Genomic DNA, 23,814 nt, shown 5'->3' on the forward strand with positions numbered 1-23,814 from the left:
GCGGTGAGACCCCGATGACCGGCTCCCGCTCCCAGCAACAGCTCCGACTCCGCCCCCGCCGCTGCCCGAGCCGCGCGACCCGCTCTCCGCCTCCCAGTACCTCCTCCCCCACCCCCACGACCACTCACGTCCTCGTTAGCCACCTGGGCCCGCGGGTACCCGAAAGCGCGCAGTGCGCGACTGACAGCGCCGGCACAGCACTGGACGGGTGGCGGAAGCCATGGACCAGCCCGCGGACACGACAGGGGTCGCTCTCGTCGTGATCGACATGATCAACACCTACGACCACGAGGACGCGGAGCTGCTCGTGCCGTCCGTCCGAAGGGTCGTGCCCGTCCTGGCGGAGCTGATCGGCCGGGCCCGCGGGGCGGACGTGCCGGTGATCTACGCGAACGACAACTTCGGGCTGTGGCGCTCCCACCACGGAGAACTCGTGGAGACCGCACTGGCACGGCCGCACGCCGACCTGATCGAGCCGATCAGGCCCGACGACGAATCGCTCTTCGTGGTGAAGGCCCGCCACTCCGTCTTCTACGAGACGCCCCTGTCCTACCTCCTGCAGCGGTTGGGCGTCGGGAACGTGGTGCTGAGCGGCCAGGTCACCGAGCAGTGCGTCCTCTACTCCGCTCTCGACGCGCACATCCGCCATCTGCGGGTCACGGTGCCCAAGGACGCCGTCGCCTCCATCCACCCCCGTCTGAGTTCCGCCGCCCTGGAGATGATGGAGCGCAACATGGGCGCCCTGATCACCACGGCGAAGGAGATCGACTTCACCCGCCCCGCCACCGGCTGACCTCCCACGGCCGGCACCTCACGGTCGAGGTGTACGGGGGCAGGCGGTCATCTCCGATGATGCAGGATGATGACGGCCATGCGCATCCGCATCGACGCCGTCGACCTGCCCGGTCTCACTCACTCCGCCCAGGTCGACGGCACAGTGACCACCTACGACAACGTCCATGTCGCCGTGCAACGCCGCGACCGTCCGGCCGAGCTCCTCGAGCCGCAGCCCGGGGACGCCCCGTCCGCGACGTGGACCCTGGAGTGCGCCACGAGCGCCTCGCCGGCCGGTACCGAGGTCAAGGGTCCCTACGTGCAGAACCGTCTGGGGCGGCGGTTCATCTATCTGTCGTGGGGCACGGTCGACGAGTCGGGCATGTTCACGATGTTCCGCCGCGCCAAGCTCATGCTGGACGTCATCCCCGCCGACACGCTCGCCGCCGCAGCTCGCGACGGGCTGCTGGTCGGGCGGCTCGGGCTGACCGACGCGCAGGGCGGGCCGCTGTGCGCACGGGTCGAGCCGCCGCGGATCACCTGGACCGCGGCACACGCCGACTAGGACGCCGGCCGTCGTCGCCACTCCCGGGCGGATGTGACATTCATTGCGTCCCCGGGGTCTCGGCACGTTCGCCGGTGTCCCCGTGCGGCGCGGGCGTCGGCAGCGGTGCACGGGGCATCGGCGGAGGTCATGGCGCTGCGGCCGGAAACGTTCGCCAGAAAACAGCCCATCCGCGCGGGTCAATATCTGTATCCGTGAAGTAAGAAATGACTGCGGTGCACTGCGAGTATTCCTCGACCGTCAACCTCGGCGGAATTACGGACCGCACAGGGACGATCGCGGCATGCTAATGTCGGTGCCAGTTGCAGGTGTGGTTGCCAGAGGGTTCATTTTCCGACGGGCTAATCAGCACGGGCGACGCGGAATCCACACAGGGTGAATTCCGGAAATCGTCTCCGAAGGAGAAATGACATGGCTACTGGCACCGTGAAGTGGTTCAACGCGGAAAAGGGCTTCGGCTTCATCGAGCAGGACGGCGGCGGCGCCGACGTCTTCGCCCACTACTCCAACATTGCCGCCCAGGGCTTCCGCGAGCTGCTGGAAGGTCAGAAGGTGTCGTTCGACATCGCGCAGGGCCAGAAGGGCCCGACGGCCGAGAACATCGTTCCCGCCTGACACCGGCAGCAACGCATCTTTCGCAGCTGGGGCCCGCACCTTGGGGTGCGGGCCCCAGCTCGCTGCATTTCAGAGCGCGTGACGGGAAGGCTCCATCGCATCACCGAACGGTGACGCATTCCCCCGTCGATCCGATTCGGCGCTCATCATCACCGGGCCGTTCTCGTGATTATCTGCGCCGTTCCTTTTGCTGCGGAAACTCCTTGCTACGTGCCTACGTGCTCACATCGAGGAAAGGTTCCGCTTGAACCGCGCACGCACCGCCCGCACTGCCCGCACCTCCCGCACCGACCGCCCGACCCGCACCTCTTGGAGCTCTGCCGCCCAGCGCTCGGGTGCTCCGCGGCGTTCCAACGGCAACGGGCGCCGACCGGCAGCACTCCAGGGCGAGTTCGCGCTCCCGGTGACGATCACGCCCGCGCTGCCCGCGGTCGAGTCGTTCTCCGACCTCGCCCTGCCGACGCCCTTGCTGGCCGCGCTCGGACGCGAGGGCATGACCGTGCCGTTCCCCATCCAGGGCGCGACGCTGCCGAACTCCCTCGCCGGACGTGACGTGCTCGGCCGCGGCCGTACCGGGTCGGGCAAGACCCTCGCCTTCGGCCTCGCGGTGCTGGCCCGTACGACGGGACGGCGCGCGGAACCGCGGCAGCCGCTCGCCCTGGTCCTCGTCCCCACCCGCGAGCTCGCCCAGCAGGTGACCGACGCGCTCACCCCGTACGCCCGGTCCGTGAAGCTCCGGCTGACCACCGTGGTCGGCGGCCTGCCGATGAGCAGGCAGACGCGCGCGCTGCGGGCCGGGGTGGAGATCGTCGTCGCGACCCCGGGACGGCTCAAGGACCTCATCGACCGTGGCGACTGCCGACTGGACGACGTCGACATCACCGTCCTCGACGAGGCCGACCAGATGGCCGACATGGGCTTCATGCCCCAGGTCACCGCCCTGCTCGACCAGGTGCGCCCCGAGGGGCAGCGGATGCTCTTCTCGGCCACCCTGGACCGCAACGTCGACCGGCTGGTCCGCCAGTACCTGTCCGACCCGGTGGTCCATTCCGTCGACCCGTCCGCGGGTGCGGTCACCACGATGGAGCACCACGTGCTCCACGTGCCCGAAGCGGACAAGCACCGCACGACCACCGAGATCGCGGCGCGCGACGGCCGGGTGCTCATGTTCCTGGACACCAAGCACGCCGTGGACCGGCTGACCCAGCACCTGCTGAACAGCGGTGTCCGCGCCGCGGCTCTGCACGGTGGCAAGTCCCAGCCCCAGCGCACCCGGACCCTCGCCCAGTTCAAGACCGGGCACGTGACCGTACTGGTGGCGACCAACGTCGCGGCCCGCGGCATCCACGTCGACAACCTCGACCTGGTCGTCAACGTGGATCCGCCCACCGACCCCAAGGACTACCTGCACCGCGGCGGCCGTACCGCCCGTGCCGGCGAGTCCGGCAGCGTCGTCACCCTCGTGACACCCGGCCAGCGCCGTGGCATGACCCGGTTGATGGCCTCGGCCGGCATCACCCCGCAGATCGCCTCCGTACGGTCCGGTGAGGCGGAACTGACGCGGATCACCGGCGCCCAGGCCCCTTCCGGTGTCCCGGTCGTCATCAAGGCACCGGTCGTGGACCGTCCCCGCCGCGCCGGGTCCTCCGGGGCCCCCTCGTCCCGAGGCCGTCAGGACCGCTCCGGTCAGGACCGCTCCGGTCGGGGACGCGCCGGCGCAGGAGCGGGGCGACGCCGTGCGCAGCGGCCCGCCCTCGACGCCGCGGCCTGACCCCGGGGCTCGAAGCATCGTCCAGCAGCTCCCCATCTCCGAGGAGGCACCTTTGACACCGGTTCGGACACAGCGACAGCACGCGGACCTGGCCCCAGTGGCCGTGGTCGACGCCATGGACACGTCCGGGCCCCGGGTCCGGGACGACATGACCGTCGAGGTCGCGCTGTCCGTCATGGCCGGTGCCCGTGTCGAGTACCTCCTCCTGTGCGACGGGGACGACCAGTGCACGGGCTCGGTCACCCGGGCCGAACTCGCCGTTCACCGCGACAGTTCCACGTACACGGACCGGACCCGTCTGCGGGACATCCTCGGCGGAGCGTTCACCTTGCCCGTCCCTCGGCGCTCCGTCGTCGCGGAGCACGGCCGGGCCATGGCTCGCCTCGGCTAGCACCACCTTCAGGATCCCGGTGAGGGCCCTGCCGACACACGTCGGCAGGGCCCTCACTGCTGTCTCACCGTCCGTTCTCCGCCGCTCTGGGGAGGGACACATCACCCTTAGTGACAGATCGAAGCTATCTGTTCCCCCAGGAAGCCGAAATCTGTTCTTGTCAGAGTAGACATTGAGCTCCGACACGGTTAGCCTTTTCTCATCGAGCACAGTCCAGTGACGCCCGACAGACACGAACTGGCGGGATTGCAGTACCTGAAGTTCGCAGGCCAAGTGGTTGGTACGGAGAAAGAACGGAGGACGGACGCCATCAGGATCGCCCGGCCAGAGGAGCATTCGGCCGGGTACCGCAAGACCCCGGATTGGAAGGTGGTCCCCGGTCACGCAGCCGCGATCCCCGCGCCCCCTCCTGGAGGGCTGGTAGCGGAAACAGAAGGTCGGCACAGCACGAGAGCCGACAGATGGTGTTGAATTTCCTTCGGGGCCCTGGTGCCGTACGGCACCAGGGCCCCTCGACGCGTTGCACTACGAGGTGACATGACAGCAGATACCCCCCTCGGTAATCGTCTGGACGACGACGACTACCCCGCATACACGATGGGGCGGGCCGCCGAGATGCTCGGCACCACCCCGGCCTTCCTGCGAGCCCTCGGCGAGGCTCGTCTGATCACTCCGCTGCGTTCGGAGGGCGGACACCGCCGGTACTCCCGCTACCAGCTGCGGATCGCCGCGCGCGCCCGCGAGCTCGTCGACAAGGGCACCCCGATCGAGGCCGCTTGCCGCATCGTCATCCTCGAGGACCAGCTCGAGGAGGCTCAGCGCATCAACGCCGAGTACCGCCGCCGTGCCGGACACGAGGCGCACAACGGGTCCGTCCCCGGTTCCAGCTGATCACGTGACGACCCGGCCCCTCGAAGGTCCGCGAGAGCAGTGGCTCGTCCCGGACCCGGTTCGCCGTCGCCGCGAGGTGAACCCCCTGCCGGATGATCTCGGCCTCGCTTCCGCCGACGCCTGGCCGCCCCCTTTACGCCTCGTCCCCTCAGCCGCCCGCGCCGGACGACGGGCCCCGTCCCCGGGTCTCGGTGACCGTGGGTACGTTTCCCATGCCGGGGGCGAGTCCGCAGGTGCCCGACCTCGATGCCCCGTCCTGTCCTCTCAGCTCCACGACGATCTGGCCGTCGGCGTCCTGGCTGTAGGCGATCGTGCAGGTGAGCTGGCGTAGGGCGGTGCTGTCCAGCCCCTCCAGGGCGAGCGGGAGGCGGGTCGTGACCCTTCCGCTCAAAGAGGTGTCGACCTTGACGGTTCCGCCGGGGCGGGCGGCGGGGAGAGCGGTGGTCAGGCCCGCGGCTCGGTCTTCGTCCCCCGGGCCGGCGAGGAGCGCCGAGACGACCTTCTCCGTCGGCACGGGCCGATTCGTGTCCTGGTCTCCGGCGGTCGTCGTATGGACGGATCCGTCGCCGAACCCGGTCTCCGACCCTCCCGACCGGATCACGGGGCTCAGCCCTCCGTCAGGGGAGCGGAAGAAGAGCAGCATGCCGGTTTCGCGATTGAGGAAGGCCTGGACGCTGGCGGGACCGCCCGCCTCGATGACGTCGGTCTCCTGGATACCGCAGCCACCGAGCAGCGCTACGCCGGCCACGACGGCGAAGACCACGGCCGACACACGTCGCCTCATCCGCCGGCCCCCTCCGAGTGAAGCGGTATCTCGACGGCGAAGACGGCACCGCCCCCGGGCCGGTTCCCGGCGTGGATCGTGCCGCCGTGCAGCTTCACGTTCTCCAGCGTGATCGCCAGTCCCAGCCCGCTGCCCGCCGAACGGGTACGGGCCGCGTCGGCCTTGTAGAAGCGGTCGAAGATGTGCGGGAGCGATTCCGGGCGGATGCCGGGCCCGCTGTCCACGACGTCGGTGATCAGCACGGGCGGGCCCGGAAGGCGTTCCTCGGTGCGCAGCCGTACCGTGACGGGCGTACCGCCGTGCCGCAGGGCGTTGCCCACGAGGTTGGCGATCACGACGTCGAAGCGGCGCGGGTCCAGCCGCGCCCGGATGCCGTCGGGGAGCTCGGTGCGGACCCGGTCGTCGGTCCAGTGCCGGTTCTGCAGGGTCTTGCGGATGGCCACGGCCACGTCGACCTCGTCGGCGTTCAGCTCGGCCGCGCGGGCGTCGAAGCGGGAGATCTCCATCAGGTCCTCGACGAGCACGGCCAGCTTTCCGGTCTCCGCGCTGACCAGCCGGACCGCCCGGGCGGTGTCGGGGTCCAGGCCGGCCGCGTCCTCGTCGAGGACCTCGGTGACGGCGAGCATTCCGGCGAGCGGGGTGCGCAGTTCGTGCGAGACGTCGGAGGCGAAGCGGCGGGCGCGTTCCTCGGCCTCGCGCAGTTCCCGCACGGACCGCTCCAGTTGGCCCGTCGACTCGTTGAACGTGCGGGCCAGGTCGGCCAGTTCGTCGCTGCCGCGGACCCGGATCCGGGTGTCGAGTCTACCGCTGCCCATGTTCCGGGCCGCCTGGCGCAGTTCCCGCACCGGACGCAGCACGCTGCGCGCGGCGATCAGGGCGGGTATCAGCGCGATGGCGAGGCCGGGCAGGGCGCCGTCCCGGGCGGCTATGAGCAGCGCGTCGACGTTGATCTGCTCGTCGGTCATCCGCATGACGGCGTACAGAACAAGCCGGGTGGGCAGCACGCTGTCCGGGCCGGTCTTGAAGACGGTGGGCATGGCGATGGTCAGATAGGGGACGCCGTCCTTGACGACCCGTTCGAAGCTGCCGTGGGGGTTGGCCCGTGCGGCGCGGCGCAGTTCGGGGGTGATGACGGTGGAGACGGGGTTCTCGCCCGAGGAGGCGCGGAGCGAGCCGTACTCGGCGAAGACCACCCAGGGGTGGGGCTTGCCCTTGCGGGCGATGTCCCGCAGGACGTCCTCCATGCCCTCGTCCTGTACGGGCAGGGCGAAGGCCGTCTGCTGGACGTGGTCGCGGAAGGATGTGACCGCCGTGTCCTGGGCGGTCTCCAGCAGCGAGTTGCGGGCCTCACGGTAGGTCAGCGCGGCCGTCGTACCGGCGCTGACGGCGGCGACCAGCAGGAAGGCGAGCAACAACCGCGCGCGCAGCCCGAACGCCCTGACCCGCGAGCGCTGCTCGCCGCCGCTCACAGCGGCCCGAAGCGGTAGCCGAAACCGCGCAGTGTCTGGACGTAGCGGGGGCTGCCTGCCTCGTCCTCGATCTTGCCGCGCAGCCTGCGGACGCACGCGTCGACCAGGCGGGCGTCGGCGTGGTAGCTGTGGTCCCAGACGTGCTCCAGCAACTGCTGCCTGCTGAACACCTGCTCGGGGGCGGCGCAGAGGTGCAGCAGGAGCTTGAGCTCCGAGGGAGCGAGTGCGAGCGGGCGGCCGGCCTTGGTGACGGTCAGTCCGCCGCGGTCGACGGTGAGGTCGCCGTAGACCTCGATGGCCGGGCGGCCCGGGCCGCTGTCGTCGAGGCGGCGCAGTACGGCACGGATCCGGGCCTCGATCACCTCGGGGCGGGCGGGCTTGACGATGTAGTCGTCGGCACCGGCCTCCAGGCCGATGACCACGTCGAAGTCGTCGCCGCGCGCGGTGAGCATGATGATCGGCAGCTGGCTCTGCTCGCGGACCTGCCGGCAGACCTGTACGCCGTTCATTCCGGGCAGCATCAGGTCGAGCAGCAGCAGATCGGGGCGGAACTCGGCCAGCGCGGCGAGGCCGGACTCGCCGGTCGCCGCCACCCGTACCTCGTGGCCGCGGCGGCGCAGACCGAGTTCGACCCCCTCGCGTACGGAGGGGTCGTCCTCGATGAGGAGCACGCGGGGCATCGGCAGTTCTCCCTCGGTGATGGTCAGGTCCGGGTCCGTCCGAGGCGTACGCGCGAGAGCAGTGCGTCGAGTTCGGCGAGTCGCAGCGGACGGGTGAGCAGGGCGAAGATGAGGACGACGGCGACCGCCCCGGCAGTTGCGGCGACCAGGGCGCCCGCCCGTGCCGCGCCCAGGACCGCGAGGTGGCCCAGCGCGGTGGCGGGGACGGCGGCGAGCAGCAGGCGCGCGTGGGCACCGACGGCTGAGGAGCGCAGGGGGCGGGCGACGGCGAGCCGGCGGCTCAGCACCAGGCCGGTCACCGCCCAGCCCGCGCACAGCGCCAGGGAGTAGGCCGCCGCCATGCCGGTCACGGCCCAGCGGGCCGGCAGCAGGTGGGCGGCGGCCAGGGACAGTCCCGCGTTGAGCGCGACGATCAGCAGGTTGAGCAGGAACGGCGTACGTGTGTCGGACAGGGCGTAGAAGGTGCGGGACAGGACGTACTGGCCGGACAGGGCGATCAGTCCCGGCGCGAAGGCCATCAGGATCCCGGCCATGGCGGCCGTGTCGTCGGCGCCGGTCCTGCCGTACCCGAAGACGAGGGCCATCACCGGCTGGGCGAGGGCGAACAGGGCGCAGGCGGCGGGGACGACGGCCGAGGCGCTGACGCGCAGGGCGTGGGAGACGTCACGCCGCAGGGCCACGGTGTCCCCGTCGGCGGCGGCCGCGCTCATCCGGGGCATCAGCGCGGTCACCAGGGATACCGTGATGATGCCGTGCGGTACGACCCACAGGGCATAGGCGTTGTTGTACGCGCCGTACCCGGGGCCGCCGTCGAGGCCCGCGGTGGTGGCCAGCCGGGTGGTGACCCAGTAGGCGGCCTGGTTGGCCAGGACCAGCAGCACCAGCCAGCCGGCCGCGCGCAGGGGGCGGGTCAGTCCGCTGCCGCGCCAGTCGAAGCGGGGCCGCCAGCGGAAGCGGGCGGCGCGCAGGGCGGGGACGAGGGCGAGTGCCTGGACGGCGATACCGGCGGTCGTGCCCCAGCCGAGCACGGCGGTCCCGGTCGCGGTGAGCCTGTCCCCGTCGCCCAAGGCCAGCGCCAGGTACAGGCCGAACACGGTCATGACGACGACGTTGTTGAGGACCGGCGCCCACATCATCGCGCCGAACCGGCCCCGTGCGTTGAGGACTTGTCCGAGCAGCGTGAACAGTCCCAGGAAGAAGATCTGGGGCAGGCAGTAGCGGGCGAGCGCGATGGTCATGGCCGCCTGTGGGCCGGTGTAGTCGGTGTACGCGTCGACGATCGCGGGTGCCGCCCATACGGCGGTCGCGGTGATCGCCAGCAGGGCGACGACGCACACGGTGACGAGCCGGTCGGTGTACGCGGTGCCCCCGTCGTCGTGCTCCTTGGCGGCCCTGACCAGTTCGGGGACGAAGACGGCGTTCAGCGCGCCGCCGAGGAGCAGCATGTAGACGATGGTGGGCAGGGCGTTGCCGACCGCGTAGCCGTCGGCGGTCGGCCCGATGGTGCCCAGCGCTGCCGCGACCACGGCGGAGCGGGCGAAGCCGGTGGCTCGGGACACGATGGATCCGGCGGCCATGACGGCACTGCTGCGTGCCGCCGTGTCCGTCGGTGCGGTGGTGGCCGGCGTCGTCGGCGTCGTCTGCGTCATCGGCGGTTCAGATACGCCTGGAAGGCGCGGTAGAGCGCGTGGTTGGCGCTGCCGCCCAATGGTTTCTCCCATTCCCCCAGCGTCTCGACGACCTGTCCCCCGGTGCCGAGCTTCCACCGCAGCAATCCGTACGCACGTTCCTCAGGATCGAGAGTGGAGGGTACCCCGCGCATGTCGTAGACGTCCGCGCCCTGGGCGTGGGCGTCCTGCAGCATCCGCCACTGCAGGGCGTTGGAGGGCCGGACCTCGCGACGGTGGTCGGCCGAGGCGCCGGTCTGGTACCAGGCCCGGCGGCCCACCGTGATCATCGTGTGGGCGGCCAGGATCTCTCCTCGGTGCCGGGCGAGGTACAGCTTCATCCGGCCCGGTTCCTCGGCGTTGAGCGCCGCGTACTGACGCTCGTAGTAGGCGAGCGAGCGGCCGAGCCGGAACCCGTCGCGTCGCTCGGTGATGCCGAGGAGCCGGTAGAACTCGGGGAGTTCGGCCGTAGTGCCCACCACCACCTCCACGCCCTCCTTCCGGGCTCGGCGCACATTGCGGCGCCACTCCTGGTTGAGCCCGGACCACAGGTCCTCGGTGGTGCGTCCGGCGAGCGGTACGTGGAAGACGTGCCGGGGCTGGGCGTCCCCGTCCCCTCCGGCCCCCTCCCCTCCCGTCCCGTCACCGCCGCAGCGGCGCCAGCCGCGGGCACGCAGCCGCTCGGCGACGGCGGTGCCGAGCGGGTCGACCTCGCTGGCGAGGACGTCGCCGAGGCGCCGGCCCGGGCCGGTGAGCGGCTTGAGCCGGGCGGCGTCCCAGCGCCGGTAGGCGGGCGAGGGACCGATGCGCACGGCGAAGGCGCCCGCGCTGCGCAGGTGTTCGAGGAGCGGGCCTAGCCAGCCGTCCACGTCGGGGTCGTTCCAGTCGGCGACCGGCCCTTCGGGAAGGTAGGCGAAGTACTTGCGGGTGCCGGGGAACTGCCGCAGCAGCACCAGGGCCACACCCGTCAGCGCGCCTGCCTCCGGATCCGGCCCCCAGCCGAGCAGTTGGGCGCGCCAGCCCTCCTTGACATCGGCCCAGGACGGGCACTGGAGGAAACCGGCGCCGAGAGCGGCGCCGTCGGGGGAGGCCAGGAAGGCGCGGTAGGTCTCCGCGGTGATGGTCCGCAGGGCCGTGCCCTGGTTCCGTGCTTGGGCCACGCGGCTGGGCGGAACGAGCAGCGCTGACACAGTCTGAGCCTCTCCTTCTCCCCGGCCCGGTCGCGGGGACGCAAAGGATGCTCACAGCGGTCCATGACCGCTCCGCGCGGCGAATGTGACCGGACCATGACCGTTCCTCACCAGTCGCCGTCACATTGCCCCATAGCGGCTGACCTCGGGTTTTCCGGCTCTACAGTCACGACATCGCCGACTCGTCCACCCCCTTTCCGTCCCTTCCGTCCTTTCCGGAGGTCCTGTTGTCGCGCACTCGTGCACTCGCCCATACCCGCGTCCGCGCCGCCGTCGTGGCCACCCTGCTGGCGCCGCTCGCCGCCTGCTCGTCGACCTCCTCCGGCGGCGCCCCGGACACCGAGGTGGCGCCCAAGGCCGACGACCGCCCGGTCGAAGTCACTGTCACACCCACGGGAGACCAGGTCCGGGCGGGCGACTCCGTGCGGATCACCGCCTCGGGCGGCAGGCTCACCTCGGTGACCGTCACCGACGCCGAAGGCCGCAGGCTCGGCGGTCAGGTCGCCGACGACGGCCGCTCGTGGGTCTCCGGCCGCAAGGCCGTACCCGGCACGTCGTACACCGTGACGGCGGCGACCCGGACCGCGGCCGGAACCGTCAAGAACACCAGGTCCTCCTTCACCACGGCTCCGGCGGACAAGGTCAACAAGGTCGACTGGCGGCCGGGCACCGGCACCACCGTCGGCGTCGCCCAGCCGATCTCCCTGGTCTTCGACAACCCGGTCAAGAACCGGGCCGAGGTCGAGAAGCAGCTCAGGATCACCACCTCGAACGACACCGAGGGCTCCTGGGGCTGGCTGACCGACTGGTCGGGCCGGGACCGGGTGGACTGGCGGCCCAAGTCGTACTGGAAGCCCGGCACCAAGATCACACTGAACGCCGAGCTGAACGGCACCGACTCGGGCACGGACGGCGGCTGGTTCGTACGCGACTACACGACCACCTTCACCATCGGCGCCCGGCAGATCGCCCAGGTCGACCTCGACAGCCACCGGCTCACCCTCGTCCGCGACGGCAGGACGGTCCGCCGCATAGCGGTCTCCGGCGGCACACCCGGCGGTGACAAGCGTTCCTGGCGCGGGACCGCCGTGCTCATGGCCAAGGAGGGCACGATCAACATGAACTCCGAGACGGTGGGCCTCGGCGACGCCTACGACAAGATGGTCGAGCACTCGATGCGGCTGACCTGGTCGGGCATGTACGCACACGCGGCCCCGTGGAACGCCGCCTACTTCGGCAGGGCCAACCACAGTTCCGGCTGCATAGGGATGAGCGACGCGGACGCGGCCTGGTTCTACGACCAGGTGCGGCCGGGCGACCCGTTCGAGATCACCGGCAAGGAGACCAAGGGCGTGGTCGCACCCGGCAACGGCTTCGGCGCGTGGAACCTCTCCTGGACCGAGTGGCAGCAGAAGAGCGCGCTGCACTGACCGTCAGCGCCCTGCTGATCCTGGCCGTCGCCGCGTCCCGCCTGGTCCTGTGCTACCTTGATGTAAAGTGGCAGTTTTGGTTACCAGAGGCTTCGAGTGCTCTTCGACCTTCGTCGACGGGCACTCTTTTCGTTTCGGGACCTTCCGGGGCATTGCAGATCTTCCCGTGGGGTCACGCCGGGCCAGAAGGGCCCCAGGCCGAGAACATCGCCCCGCCTGACGCTGGTCGCGTACGCGTGAACCGCCGTATAGAGGAAGGTCCCCCATTGAACCGCCCCGCCCGTAGAAACCCCAGCTCCTCCTCCCGCACCCGCGCGCAGGGAACGGGCCGCCAGAGCGCCCCCTCGCGCACGGCCAAGAACACAGCGGCCAAGAACGGCACCTCCAAGGCCGGCCGCGGAGGCCGCGCCCCCGCACCCGGCGGGGAGTTCGCGCTGCCGGTCACCGTCACGCCGGCGCTGCCGCCGGTCGAGGCGTTCACCGAACTCGACCTGCCCAAGCAGATGTTGGCCACCCTCGCCGCGGAAGGGGTGACCACCCCGTTCCCCATCCAGGGCGCGACCCTTCCGAACTCGCTGGCCGGCCGTGACGTCCTGGGCCGTGGCCGCACCGGATCGGGCAAGACGCTCGCCTTCGGCCTCGCCCTGCTGGCCCGGACGGCGGGACAGCGCGCCGAGCCCCGACAGCCGCTGGCCCTCGTCCTCGTACCCACCCGGGAACTCGCCCAGCAGGTCACCGACGCCCTGACCCCCTACGCCCGCGCGCTGCGTCTGCGGCTCGCCACCGTGGTGGGCGGGCTGTCGATCGGCAAGCAGGCGAGTGCGCTGCGCGGCGGGGCCGAGGTCGTCGTGGCGACGCCCGGCCGGCTCAAGGACCTCATCGAGCGGGACGACTGCCGCCTGGACCGGGTCGAGATCACCGTCCTGGACGAGGCCGACCAGATGGCCGACATGGGCTTCATGCCGCAGGTGACCGCGCTGCTCGACCAGGTGCGTCCCGGCGGCCAGCGGCTGCTGTTCTCGGCCACCCTGGACCGCAACATCGACAAGCTGGTGCGCAACTACCTCGACGACCCGGTCGTCCACTCGGTCGACCCGTCCGCGGGCGCCGTGGTGACGATGGACCACCACGTGCTGCATGTCGAGGACGACGACAAGCACGCCACCACGACCGAGATCGCCGCCCGCGACGGACGGGTGATCATGTTCATCGACAGCAAGCACGGCGCGGACCGGCTGGCCAAGAAGCTCCTGGCCGTCGGGGTGCGCGCCGCCGCCCTGCACGGCGGCAAGTCGCAGTCCCAGCGCAACCGGGCCCTGGCCCAGTTCAAGGACGGACACATCACGGCCCTGGTCGCCACCAACGTCGCCGCCCGCGGCATCCACGTCGACGACCTCGACCTCGTCGTCAACGTCGACCCGCCCGTCGACCACAAGGACTATCTGCACCGCGGCGGCCGTACCGCCCGCGCCGGCGAGTCCGGCACCGTCGTCACCCTGGTCCTGCCCCACCAGCGCCGCGACATGACCCGTCTGATGACCGACGCCGGCATCACCCCGACGACCACCAGGGTCCGCTCGGGCGGCGACGAACTCAGCCGCATCACCGGCGCCCAGGCCCCTTCGGGCGTACCCGTCGTCATCGCTCCGCCGGTCACCGAGACGCGCCCCGAGCCCACGGGGGCCGCCCGGCGCAGCCGACGCGGGGGCCGTCCTGGCCAGAACCGCCGCCGTTCCTCCCCCGCCAGGGGAAACGGCCGCTGACAGAGCAAGGGCCTCTCGACACGCCGTACGGCAGTAGGCTGGCCGTACGGCAGCCCGTGACCCCGGCCCTCTCCGTGAAGGTCCGTCCCGCGCAACAGAGGCCCTGAGCAAGGCGCAAGCCATTCCATGACGGAAGAGATGGGGCCCTATGAGCCCGCATCCAGAGCTGTTCGAGGACTGCCGCCCGGTCCGGCGTGACTGCGGTGGCCGGGCGGCACCGTGATCAGCGAGGGCATGGCCGAGGTCCTGCGCTCACTGCGACTGAGCGGGGTGCACGGTGCCGCGCAGGCATCCGCGCGGGCCCTGGGTGCCGAGGGCGTCGCGCTGTCGGTGCTGCTGGGCGCGGACCGGCCGGCCGAACCGCTGTGGTGCCATCCGGAGCTGAGCGCGCGGTTCGAGGAACTGCAGTTCACGCTGGGCGAGGGCCCGGCTCACGACGCGATCCGCACCGGCTCACCCGTGCTGGAACCGGACCTGGCCCGGGTCCGCCCCGAGCGGTGGCCCGCGCTGCTGCCGGCCGCACGGAAGATGGGCGTCCACGGTGTGTGCTGCTTCCCGCTGGGCATCGGGGCCATCCGTGTCGGCGTTCTGACCATGCTGTGCCACCCGGACCGGCTGCCCGACGATCAGCAGTACGCCGACGCCACCGCCCTGGCCGCCGCACTCACCATGGCCTGTCTGGACGGGGAACAACCGGACCGGCGCAACGACGAGGCGCCCGGCCTGAACGAGCTGCAGACGTCCTTCCTGCACCGCGCGGCCGTGCACCAGGCCACCGGCATGGTCAGCGTCCAGCTGGACGTGTCCATGGAGATCGCCCTCCTGCGACTGCGGGCCCACGCCTACGCCGGCGACCGCCCCCTCGGCGAAGTGGCGCAGGACGTGGTGGCCCGACGGCTCCGATTCGACGACGACAAGAGCGGACCGCACTCGCCCGACGGTGGAGACGGATGATCGGCACGGCCCACGAACGACGTCTGGCCGAGATCTTCGTGGAAGTCGCTGACTCCCTCGTCGAGGATTTCGACGTCATCGACCTGCTGCAGCGGCTGTCCACCCGCTGCGTCGAGCTCCTCGACGTGTCGGCCGCCGGGATCCCGCTCGCGGACGCGCACGGTGAACTCCAGATCATCGCCGCCTCCGACGAGCACACCCGTCTCCTGGAACTCTTCGCGCTCCAGCACGACCAGGGACCCTGCGTCGAGTGCCACCGCACGGGCAGCCCCCGCACCGACATCGACCTGACCCGCCCGGAGACCACCACCGGCTGGCCGGACTTCACCGCACGGGCCCGCGAGACGGGGTACACGGCCACCCAGCCATCCCGCTGCGCCTGCGCCACCGGATCGTCGGCGCCCTCGACCTCTTCCAGCCCACCCCGCACCGCCTGGGCGACGACGACATCGCCCTGGCCCGGGCCCTCGCCGACGTGGCCACCATCGCGATCCTGCAGCAGCGCACCCTGGAGCGGTCGCACGTCGAGAACAGCCGGCTGCAGACCGCGCTCACGAGCCGCGTGCTGATAGAGCGGGTCAAGGGCGTGCCGGCGGAGCGCTGGGACACCTCCGTCGACGACGCCTTCGCCGCGTCCGGTCGTACGCCCGCGCCCGCCACCTGCGTCTGTCGGATCTCGCCACCCAGATCATCTCGGGCGGCTTCGACACCTCGGCCATCCCGGCGCCGGTGCCGGACGGCTGCGGGGAACAGCTCGGCTGACGGCCGCCGTCCGTGCGTCCAGCCCCGGGGTACGCCGAGGGCGCCGTCCCGGTGTGGACGGCGCCCTCGTCGTACGTCTGCTGAAACGCTCTTGGTACGTGGCTACTTGACGTCCACGTAGTCGCCGGCCGCGCTGACCGCCGGGGTCGTGGCGGTGCCCGCGAAGCTGTAGCGGTAGTAGCCGTCGACCGAGGCCTTGACGGTGGTGCTCAGGTTGCCCGTCGAGTTGGTCTTGATGGTCTTGACCGTGGTGTAGGTGGTGCTGCCCTTCTTGCGGAACTGCAGCTTCACCGACTGGGTCGCGTACCCCGCGTACTTGTCGGTCTCCCAGTTGGCGCGGGAGAGCTTGCCGGTGACCGTGACGGTCTTGCCCTTCGTCACCGGCTCCGGCGAGGCGTTGACCGTCAGCTTCGAGGCGCGCTGCACCTTGAAGGTGGTGGCCGCGTCCCGGTGGATGTAGTCGAGGTCGTTGGCCTTGACCGAGACGGCGAGGTCCCAGGTGGCCGCCGCGGCGTTGTTGACGACACCGTTCCCCCACTGGGGGTCGAACGTCAGCGTGCCCGTGCAGGTCGACGTGGTGTCGCTGACCTCGGTGCAGGTGACGTCGCCGTCGTCGAACCAGATGTCCACGAAGTTCGGACTCGGACCCCACCCGCTGATGTACGTGGTCTTGGCGATGCCCGAGTTGTCCGTCGCGGTCACGGAGACCTTGGCGGACACCGCGTTGGTGGTGCCGACCACGACCGGCTTGCCGCCGTTGATGACGACCTTGTCGATCGTGATGTCGCCCGCACTGCCGTCCTCCGCCTGTGCGGCGGTGGCGCCGGTGACACCGGCGACCAGCGCGAGGCTGGTGCCGAGCAGGGCGAGGCGCGTGGTTGCGCGCATGGATGTCCCCCCATGAAGTTTTGGTGATCAGAGGGAGCCTAAGGCGATGGCCAACGGTTCAGCACGTTGTTAATTCAACAGGTTCGTCACAACGGGGCTGCCGGGTCACCAGGTCAGGGCGTCGGCCATCGTCGACTGCCAGTACGAGACCTGGATCGAGGAGTCGATGTACACGCCCTTCGCAGGGAGCGACGGTCGGGCCGCGGTCTTCGCGGCCTCGTTGAAATAGACCTCGATGGACTTGGCCGTGTAGCCGTTGGAGCCGCTGCCGTCCGCGGCCGACAGCAGGACGCTCGCGTAGCCCGACTCGCCCGGGGCCAGCGTGACCACGGCCTGCGGCATGGAGTCCTCGATGACCGGCGGGACGGTCTGGGCCTCGCCGAGCCGGACGGCCGGGTAGTCGATGAGGGTGCAGTTCTTCGAGCCGGTGTTGGTGACGGTGAGGAGAAGGTGGTTCAGGGGCCGGGAGACCTCCGTGGCGGTCGTCCGGGTGGAGGTGTTGGCGCAGGCGACGGTGGTGCCCGAGGAGTCCGACGCCGGGGGCGTCGAGCCCGAGCCGCCCGTCGAGCCGGAGGAACCCGACGAACCCGAGGAGCCCGACGAACCCGTCCCGCCGCTCGAACCTGCCGCGCCGCCCGTCGAGCCCTTGGAAGCGCCGCTCGCCTCGGGCGAGGACGGGGACGGGGTGGCGGCCGACGCCGTGGCCGCGGTGTCCGCCGACGCACCCTCGTCGTTGACGCCCTCTCCGTTGTTGCACGCCGTCAGTGTCAGCGTGGCGGCCGCGAGTGCGGCGGCGGCGAGCATACGGGTGCGGTGGGTGCGAGTGAACATGTGAATCCCCCTGTGCGGTACGGGTGTTGGCATGGGCCGCTCGACCGGGTGCCGGGAGCGGCGTGCTTGGATGGCAACAGCTTGTACGGTGATCCGTCCCGACCGCCACGATTGCTGGGGTATCCGGGACACTGGAACGCCTGGAACAGCTCTGACCTGGGGGAATGACCTCCCCCTGGAATGGTGATCCGGGACGTGGGGAGAGAGCGGAAGCGTGGCGGGCGACGAATTCTCGGAGCTGTTGGGCCAGTTGAAGGACCGGTCCGGGCTCAGTTACGGGGTACTCGGGAAGCGGTTGCACACCAGTACGTCCACACTCCACCGGTACGTGAACGGGGACGCCGTACCGACGGACTACGCACCCGCGGAACGGTTCGCGCGGGTGTGCGGGGCGACGCCCGAGGAACTGGTGGAACTGCATCGGCGGTGGCTTCTCGCGGATGCCCGCCGGGGGCAGAAGGCGGGTACGGCACCCGTAGCCACGGAGACTCCTGACGCGGCTGAGGCACCTGACACCCCTGCCGAGGAGGAACCGCAGGCACGGACGGCCGCGGCGGCCGGGCCCACTCGCCGACGCACGGTCGTCCTCGCCGGGTCCGCCGTGGCCGCCGTCCTCGTGTCGGCCGCGCTCGTGGCGAATCTCGTGCCCGGCGACGGCGGTGACGAACAGGGCGGGAAGCAGTCCGTGGGGGCTGCCGCCCCGCCCGTCGACGAGAGCCCCCGCGTCTCGGGGTCGGCCGACGCCAAGGGCGGGTCGGCCTCGCCGTCCGGCTCCGCCAGTGGCAGTCCCACGGCTTCCGCCTCCGCCTCCGGCAGCGGTGGGACCGGGGCCGCCCGAGGCGACAGCGGTGTCGAGGAGAAGGCCACCGCGCCCGCCGTCGCCGTCAATCCGTACAAGTGGGAAACCCCGTGCGGCCCGCACTTCCTGGTGGACCGCAAGCCCGAGCAGGTGCCTCCGCCGCCGGGTGAGCAGGACGCGCGCGGGTGGGTCGGCGCGCTCGGCGCGGTCTCCGCCGGGCAGCAGATGCTCGCGCTGACCGTGCAGGGCACCGGGAAGGCCACCGTCGTCCTGGACGACCTGCATGTGCGGGTGGTGGAGAAGAGCGCGCCGCTCGACTGGAACGACTTCTCGATGGGCGTCGGCTGCGGTGGCGGCGTGGACACGACGGCCTTCGAGGTGGACCTCGACACCGGGCGGCCCGCGGTCACCCCCAGGGCCGATCAGCGTGATTTCCCGTACAAGGTGAGCGAGTCCGATCCCGAGGTCTTCTACCTCTTCGCGGACGCGCGGGCCCACAACGTCAGTTGGTACCTGGAGCTGGACTGGTCCAGCGGCGACCGGAAGGGCACCGTACGCATCGACGACAAGGGGCAGCCCTTCCGGACCAGCGGAAACGTGGGACGACCCGCCTACGACTATCCGCTCGGCGCCTCCGAGTGGGGGCGCAACGAGTACGAGCCGGACATCCCCGGCTGAGCGTCCGGCGGGCGGCGGGCAGCGGGCGGCGGGGGTCAGACGGGTTCGGACTGCCGTTCCGGCTGCTCCACCGGAACGGGTGCCGTCTCCCACTGTCGGGTGGTCCGTACGTAGCCGTAGATCACCGAGGCCATCGCCAGCAGGAGCAGCGGACCGTAGAGCCACGGCTGGCCGGCCATCTCCACCGGCAGAAAGCGGTACGCCAGCAGGAGCCCGGCGAAGACCGCGGCGCCGTGGGCGACCAGTTGGAGCCCCGACCGGTCCCAGCCGCGGTCGTAGGTGCGCAGGGCCGCCTCGATGGTGAGCACGAACACCACGCCGGCGACGAGGTCGACGCCGTAGTGGTAGCCGAAGCCCAGCGTCGCGGCGAGTGTGGCCACCAGCCAGAACGTGCCTGCCCAGCGCAGCGCCCTCGGGCCCTTGCGGGAATGGATGAAGATCGAGACGGCCCATGCCGTGTGCAGGCTCGGCATGCAGTTGCGGGGCGTGATGTCGTCGAACGGTATGGAGTGCGGGGTGGTGATCGGCGCCACCGTGTCCGGCCAGAGCTGGGCCACCGCCCACTGCCCGGTGGAGTGCGTCTCCGCCCAGATGGCGACGTCGGCCCAGTGCTCGGTGCCGTTGCCGTAGGCGAAGATCGGTCCGACCACCGGGTAGATCATGTAGATGCCCGGCCCGAGGAGGCCGATCACCAGGAAGGTGCGCACCAGATGGTGGCGCGGGAAGCGGCGGTCGGCGGCCACGTTGCGCAGTTGGTACAGGGCGACGAGGACCGCGGCGACCGCGAGGTTGCCGTAGACGAAGTCGAGGAGGTTGAAGCCGAACTTGCCGGTGACCTCGACGATCCGGCCCACCACCCATGACGGGTCGCCCAGAGCGTGGTCGGCGGTCGCGACGTACGGGTCGAGCACCGTCGGACGGGTCTTGGAGGTGAGGAGCAGCCAGGTGTCTCCGGCCTTGCGGCCGGCTCCCAGCAGCAGTCCGAGGCCCGCGCCCTTCAGCAGCAGAACGCGTTCCGGGCCGGTGCGACGGGTGAGCGCGAAGACCGCACAGCCCAGGATCACCCACAGTGCGCCGATGCCGAAGGGATGACCCTCCGTCATCTTGATGCCGGCCGCCCATCGGACGAGCGCGATGGTGACGTCGATGCCGATCGCGGTGCCGAGCGCGAGGAGTCGCTGCCGCCAGGGAAGCACGACCAGCGTCAACGCCAGGCCGGCGTACAGCAGTCCACCCGACTTGGGGGCGGATATCAGTTCTCGCAGCTGGGAGGTGAGCGGTCCCGGCAGATCGTAGCGACGCGCGGCGATCTCCAGCATGAGGAGGAACGCGAGGGTCACCACGCCCGCGGCGACCCACAGCACCGCTCGCGACTGACCCTTCACTCGCGAAAGCACCCGTGGTGATATTTTTATCAACTTTGACCGATTTTGTGAGTGTGAGGTGAAGTGGCTATGTATCGCGCCCGATGGGGGTGTTCGTCGCGAGCTCGAACATGTTAGCGGAGCCGCTCACAGGTTTCACCAAAATTAACCGACCGCACACCTTGGCGGCCGTCGGTCACGGACGCCTGAAGGAGGGGGCAGGGGCGGGTCAGCCGAGAAGGCGGTCGACCGAGCCGTAGGACAGGTCGGCGGCCGGGGCCGCCTTGGGGGGCGCGTTCTCGCAGGTGAAGCCGAGACGAACCAGGGCGCGGACCACTTCCGCGGCGGTGAAGTCGCGGGGGTCCTGACCCGTGATCACCGCTCCCACCTGCTTGACGGGGTACGCCCGGCCTCCGATGGTGACCGAGGCGACGGAGGCGTCAGTCACCGGTTCGGGCCGGACCTTCTCCATCGACTTCTCCACCTCGGCCTTGGACAGGTCGAAGGGGTAACGGGCGATCACACAGCGCATGGTGCCTCACCAGGGTCAGGGCGGATCCGGCGTGCGAACGGGGCCGGAGAAACGGACAGGGGCCCGCACCCAAGGTGCGGGCCCCTGCTCAGCCGTGTGTCAGGCGGGGACGATGTTCTCCGCCTGCGGGCCCTTCTGGCCCTGCGTGACGTCGAAAGTCACCTTCTGGCCTTCCTGAAGCTCGCGGAAGCCCTGAGTGGCGATGTTCGAGTAGTGAGCGAAGACGTCGGGGCCTCCACCCTCCTGCTCGATGAAGCCGAAGCCCTTTTCCGCGTTGAACCACTTCACAGTGCCGGTGGCCATGTGTTTTCTCCTACTTAGGCAGTGCTGGAACCCGCACCTCGCGAGCTCCCTCATCGCTGTGATGATCACCTGCCCCGGAAAACCGGCAAGAATGGCAAGAATGGCAACCACAACTGCAACTGATATTCAGCCTAGCACGGACGAAATCGACGGCAAGAATAGGCGGGCAGTCGGCGGAAAAACTGTCGGCGCACCCGAAAATACTTTTTTCTGACCGATCGGGTTTCTACCCTGGCGCCGTCAGATATTCACCCGCCGCGGCGCAGTTTCTCGTTGGCGCGCAGCGCGTCCGCCAACTGGTCCTCGAGGCCGATGATCCGGCAGACCGCCTCGACCGGGGTGCCCTGGTCGACCATGTCGCGAGCGCGTGCGGCGAGGCGCAGCTGGTGGCGCGAGTAGCGGCGGTGGCCGCCCTCCGACCGTATCGGCGTGATGAGTCCGGCCTCGCCGAGCGCCCTGAGGAACCCGGGGCTGGCGCCGATGACCTCCGCGGCACGGCCCATGGTGTACGCGGGGTGGTGGTCGTCGTCGAGCCGGTCGGCAGCGTGCGACCGGTCTTCCGAGGGCATGTGTGCCTTCCCGCGGACCGCCGATGTCACGGCCCGCTCAGGGAACTGGTCCCTGACCGGAATTCTAGTCGGCTCCGTGGAAATCCTGCCGTGGCGAGTACAGAATCCGTGTCAGCGGAGCACCAGGAGCCGGCGGTCGGCCGGTCGGGACGCCCCGCGGACCCCGGCCGTCGGCAGACAGCGCCAGCCCCAGGACAGCAGTGCCTCGAAGGTGTCCGTGTCGCCGCGGTCGACGAGCCTGACGCCGACCGCCGCGGTGTGATCGCTCAGCAGCCGCTTCTGCAGGCGCCGGGCGAGGTTCCATTCGCGGCTCTGGTCCTCGGTGCGCACCCGGCGCTCGACCAGGATGTCGCCGATCACGAACAGGCCTCCGGGGGCGGCGAGGCCCAGCAGGTTCGCGGGGAGGTATCCGTCGAACTCCTGCCACCAGGCGTCGTCGCCGAGTACGGGGAAGCCGTAGGCGCAGGCCGTGAGGACGGTGGCACCCGAGGGGCGGGTGGTCTCCGCCACCAGCAGCTCGAACCCGGGCCGCCGCATATGGTCCGCGAGCCGTCGGCGGAAGGCGGCGGACCTGGCCTGGGTCGAGGGGGCGCAGAGGGCTGCCGGGTCCAAGAGGGAAGGGCGGACCGAAGACGGCGGGAGGGCTGCGCCGGCAGAAGGGGACGACGAGGCCGAGGGGGCCGAGCGGGCCGGGGCAACTGGGCGGGCCGGGGGTGCCGGGGTTTTCGAGGGGGCCGGACGGTCCGAGGATCCCGGGCGGTCCGAGGGTGCCGGACAGTCCGAGGATCCCGGACGGTCCGAGGGTGCCGGACGGTCCGAGGGTGCCGGACAGTCCGAGGGTGCCGGACGGTCCGAGGGTGCCGGACAGTCCGAGGGTGCCGGACGGTCCGAGGATCCCGCACGGGCCGAGGATCCCGCACGGGCCGAGGATCCCGGACGGGCCGAGGGTGCCGGGATGTTCGAGGGTGCCGGGATGTTCGAGGTGGATCCGCGGGGCGGGGTGGCCCGGAGGGCCGAGGGGTTCGAGGCGCGCGGTTTGCGGGGTCCGCTCGGTGTGGTCTGTGTGTACAGCTCGCCGAGTTCGCCCATGCGGTCGGCGATCTGGCGGCGGGTCAGCGGGCGGAGGAGCTCGCCCTCCTCGGGTGAGGGCCCCTGTCGGTGCCGCTGTGGATGCGGTCGGCCCCGGACCGGGGTCCCGGGGTGGGCGGTCGCCGGGCGGTCGGGGCTGTTCGAGGTCATGGGGCGAACCCTGCTCCGGGTCCGACGGTGGCTGGCCCGGCATCGTCGTTCGCCGAGAACGGCACCGGAGCGGAGCCGGTGCGCGAAGAGCCCTCGGTGCCTTCGAGACTACGCCCGCCGCCGTCGCGGGGAGTTGCGGCGGAGCCCGGCCGTGGGCGAGGGAATCGGACGGGAACGGATCGGAATCCACTCGTAGAACCCTTGAGGTGACCGGTGACGACAGAAGGGTCGCTTCCATGACAGCTCAGCCTCCCCGCCACGGCGGCGACACGTCGTCCCTCCCCCTGCGGGAACTCGCCGACGTCGAGCGCTGGGCCGCGCGTTCCGGGCCCGGCGCCCAAGGGTGGCGCGAGGCCACCGAAGGGCCCGTGGAGGGGCCCGTGTTCGTCGTGCGTACCGCGACCAGCGACGGAATGCACCAGGTCGTAGGCGTCACCCGTCCTTCGGCGGGGGTCGCGCCGGACGAGGCCGGGCTGGCCGTGCTGCGTTCCGTGGTGCGGGCCGTGCTCGACCTGGTGGAGCACGAGCGCGGCACCGCCCGCACCGAGGTGGCGCTCACCCCGCGGGGCCCCCGGGTCGTCGGCCTCCGGCTGGACGGCGACGCCGAGGACACGGAGGACTGAACGGCACCTTCCCGGCCTCCCGGGACCGGTGCGGGAACCGTTCGGGAACGGCCGGCCGCAGCATCGGCGCCGTCAACAGCGGACACCACCACCCGAGGGGCCCGGCATGAGACGCAAGCCGACCGCACTGATCGCCTTCATCGTCGCCGTACTGGTTTCCGTCCCCATGGCCACGACGGGTACGGACGGCACGGACGGCGGTGGGAGCCGGGACCGAACGGTGCGCGTCGTCGCCGACGACCGGGGGCCGACGGCCGTGACGAGCCTGCCTCGGACCTGACC

The 23,814-nt window shown here is 70.8% G+C and carries 25 protein-coding genes and 1 pseudogene; 13 read left to right on the forward strand and 13 right to left on the reverse strand.

What is annotated here, in order from left to right:
* The first annotated feature begins 220 nt into the window (after positions 1-220).
* The 6 genes from TN53_RS12865 to TN53_RS12890 all read left to right on the forward strand — a co-directional run bounded on the left by TN53_RS12865 (position 221) and on the right by TN53_RS12890 (position 5,007).
* Complete coding sequence (locus tag TN53_RS12865) at positions 221-793, forward strand: cysteine hydrolase family protein (RefSeq protein WP_046247646.1); 573 nt, start codon at positions 221-223, stop codon at positions 791-793.
* 78 nt (positions 794-871) lie between these two features.
* Entirely contained in the window at positions 872-1,339 is a 468-nt protein-coding gene (locus TN53_RS12870) for a DUF5990 family protein (protein WP_234308130.1), read from the forward strand.
* A 411-nt stretch (positions 1,340-1,750) separates the two neighbouring features.
* Entirely contained in the window at positions 1,751-1,954 is a 204-nt protein-coding gene (locus TN53_RS12875; RefSeq protein WP_004986771.1) for a cold-shock protein, read from the forward strand.
* 244 nt (positions 1,955-2,198) lie between these two features.
* The gene (locus TN53_RS12880) at positions 2,199-3,725 is read left to right on the forward strand and encodes a DEAD/DEAH box helicase (RefSeq protein ID WP_046258591.1); all 1,527 of its coding nucleotides are present in this window, start codon (positions 2,199-2,201) and stop codon (positions 3,723-3,725) included.
* Positions 3,726-3,777: 52 nt separating this feature from the next.
* The gene (locus TN53_RS12885) at positions 3,778-4,116 is read left to right on the forward strand and encodes a CBS domain-containing protein (protein ID WP_046247686.1); all 339 of its coding nucleotides are present in this window, start codon (positions 3,778-3,780) and stop codon (positions 4,114-4,116) included.
* Positions 4,117-4,653: 537 nt separating this feature from the next.
* Positions 4,654-5,007 (forward strand): helix-turn-helix domain-containing protein, encoded by a 354-nt coding sequence (locus TN53_RS12890; RefSeq protein ID WP_046247648.1) that lies wholly within the window; start codon positions 4,654-4,656, stop codon positions 5,005-5,007.
* Here TN53_RS12890 and TN53_RS49525 read toward each other — a convergent pair.
* From TN53_RS49525 to TN53_RS12915, 6 genes and pseudogenes are all read right to left on the reverse strand, one after another.
* Positions 4,940-5,122: pseudogene (locus tag TN53_RS49525) on the reverse strand (hypothetical protein); the annotation flags it as partial. The gene TN53_RS12890 and the pseudogene TN53_RS49525 sit on opposite strands and share 68 nt — an antisense overlap.
* A 33-nt stretch (positions 5,123-5,155) precedes the next feature.
* Positions 5,156-5,791 (reverse strand): hypothetical protein, encoded by a 636-nt coding sequence (locus tag TN53_RS12895; protein ID WP_234308131.1) that lies wholly within the window; start codon positions 5,789-5,791, stop codon positions 5,156-5,158.
* Complete coding sequence (locus TN53_RS12900; RefSeq protein WP_046247649.1) at positions 5,788-7,260, reverse strand: sensor histidine kinase; 1,473 nt, start codon at positions 7,258-7,260, stop codon at positions 5,788-5,790. Before TN53_RS12900 ends, TN53_RS12895 begins: the two co-directional genes overlap by 4 nt.
* Positions 7,257-7,940, reverse strand: coding sequence for a response regulator transcription factor (locus tag TN53_RS12905; protein WP_046247650.1), 684 nt, complete (start codon positions 7,938-7,940; stop codon positions 7,257-7,259). Before TN53_RS12905 ends, TN53_RS12900 begins: the two co-directional genes overlap by 4 nt.
* 23 nt (positions 7,941-7,963) lie before the next feature.
* On the reverse strand, positions 7,964-9,589 hold the full coding sequence (gene murJ, locus TN53_RS12910; protein ID WP_046247651.1) for a murein biosynthesis integral membrane protein MurJ: 1,626 nt from the start codon (positions 9,587-9,589) through the stop codon (positions 7,964-7,966).
* Positions 9,586-10,797, reverse strand: coding sequence for a lipid II:glycine glycyltransferase FemX (locus tag TN53_RS12915; RefSeq protein WP_046247652.1), 1,212 nt, complete (start codon positions 10,795-10,797; stop codon positions 9,586-9,588). The genes murJ and TN53_RS12915 overlap by 4 nt, the downstream gene beginning before the upstream one ends.
* A 227-nt stretch (positions 10,798-11,024) precedes the next feature.
* On the opposite strand from TN53_RS12915, the gene TN53_RS12920 reads away from it, so the two are divergent.
* The 4 genes from TN53_RS12920 to TN53_RS49530 all read left to right on the forward strand — a co-directional run bounded on the left by TN53_RS12920 (position 11,025) and on the right by TN53_RS49530 (position 15,827).
* Positions 11,025-12,227, forward strand: a complete 1,203-nt coding sequence (locus tag TN53_RS12920) for a L,D-transpeptidase (RefSeq protein ID WP_046247653.1) — start codon at positions 11,025-11,027, stop codon at positions 12,225-12,227.
* Between the two features lie 266 nt (positions 12,228-12,493).
* Complete coding sequence (locus TN53_RS12925; RefSeq protein ID WP_046247654.1) at positions 12,494-13,990, forward strand: DEAD/DEAH box helicase; 1,497 nt, start codon at positions 12,494-12,496, stop codon at positions 13,988-13,990.
* Between the two features lie 219 nt (positions 13,991-14,209).
* A complete protein-coding gene (locus tag TN53_RS12930) occupies positions 14,210-14,944 on the forward strand; it encodes an ANTAR domain-containing protein (RefSeq protein WP_046247655.1) in 735 nt (244 codons plus the stop codon).
* Positions 14,945-15,194: 250 nt separating this feature from the next.
* Entirely contained in the window at positions 15,195-15,827 is a 633-nt protein-coding gene (locus TN53_RS49530) for a GAF domain-containing protein (RefSeq protein WP_420716011.1), read from the forward strand.
* Here the strand turns inward: TN53_RS49530 and TN53_RS12940 are convergent.
* Both TN53_RS12940 and TN53_RS12945 read right to left on the reverse strand, forming a co-directional pair.
* Positions 15,809-16,594: a hypothetical protein gene (locus tag TN53_RS12940; protein WP_046247656.1), complete on the reverse strand. Its 786-nt coding sequence runs from the start codon at positions 16,592-16,594 to the stop codon at positions 15,809-15,811. The genes TN53_RS49530 and TN53_RS12940 overlap by 19 nt on opposite strands.
* 105 nt (positions 16,595-16,699) lie before the next feature.
* A complete protein-coding gene (locus tag TN53_RS12945; RefSeq protein ID WP_046247657.1) occupies positions 16,700-17,425 on the reverse strand; it encodes a DUF4232 domain-containing protein in 726 nt (241 codons plus the stop codon).
* Positions 17,426-17,639: 214 nt separating this feature from the next.
* Here TN53_RS12945 and TN53_RS12950 point away from each other — a divergent pair, with 214 nt between their 5' ends.
* Positions 17,640-18,902: a helix-turn-helix domain-containing protein gene (locus TN53_RS12950; RefSeq protein ID WP_046247658.1), complete on the forward strand. Its 1,263-nt coding sequence runs from the start codon at positions 17,640-17,642 to the stop codon at positions 18,900-18,902.
* 35 nt (positions 18,903-18,937) lie between these two features.
* Here TN53_RS12950 and TN53_RS12955 read toward each other — a convergent pair whose 3' ends face one another.
* The 5 genes from TN53_RS12955 to TN53_RS12975 form a co-directional block, all read right to left on the reverse strand.
* Positions 18,938-20,287: a phosphatase PAP2 family protein gene (locus TN53_RS12955; protein ID WP_267886537.1), complete on the reverse strand. Its 1,350-nt coding sequence runs from the start codon at positions 20,285-20,287 to the stop codon at positions 18,938-18,940.
* A 208-nt stretch (positions 20,288-20,495) separates the two neighbouring features.
* Positions 20,496-20,798, reverse strand: a complete 303-nt coding sequence (locus tag TN53_RS12960) for an SCO5918 family protein (protein WP_046247660.1) — start codon at positions 20,796-20,798, stop codon at positions 20,496-20,498.
* Between the two features lie 99 nt (positions 20,799-20,897).
* Positions 20,898-21,101 (reverse strand): cold-shock protein, encoded by a 204-nt coding sequence (locus TN53_RS12965; protein ID WP_046247661.1) that lies wholly within the window; start codon positions 21,099-21,101, stop codon positions 20,898-20,900.
* Positions 21,102-21,349: 248 nt separating this feature from the next.
* On the reverse strand, positions 21,350-21,670 hold the full coding sequence (locus TN53_RS12970) for a MerR family transcriptional regulator (RefSeq protein WP_046247662.1): 321 nt from the start codon (positions 21,668-21,670) through the stop codon (positions 21,350-21,352).
* A gap of 111 nt (positions 21,671-21,781) precedes the next feature.
* Positions 21,782-22,282, reverse strand: coding sequence for a hypothetical protein (locus TN53_RS12975; RefSeq protein WP_159025373.1), 501 nt, complete (start codon positions 22,280-22,282; stop codon positions 21,782-21,784).
* An 863-nt stretch (positions 22,283-23,145) separates the two neighbouring features.
* On the opposite strand from TN53_RS12975, the gene TN53_RS12980 reads away from it, so the two are divergent.
* Positions 23,146-23,532 (forward strand): hypothetical protein, encoded by a 387-nt coding sequence (locus TN53_RS12980; RefSeq protein WP_052745192.1) that lies wholly within the window; start codon positions 23,146-23,148, stop codon positions 23,530-23,532.
* A gap of 106 nt (positions 23,533-23,638) precedes the next feature.
* Entirely contained in the window at positions 23,639-23,812 is a 174-nt protein-coding gene (locus TN53_RS47255) for a hypothetical protein (RefSeq protein WP_159025374.1), read from the forward strand.
* Positions 23,813-23,814 lie beyond the last annotated feature (2 nt).

It is taken from the genome of Streptomyces sp. WM6386 (assembly GCF_000972385.1).
In the GTDB taxonomy this organism is placed as follows: Bacteria; Actinomycetota; Actinomycetes; order Streptomycetales; family Streptomycetaceae; genus Streptomyces.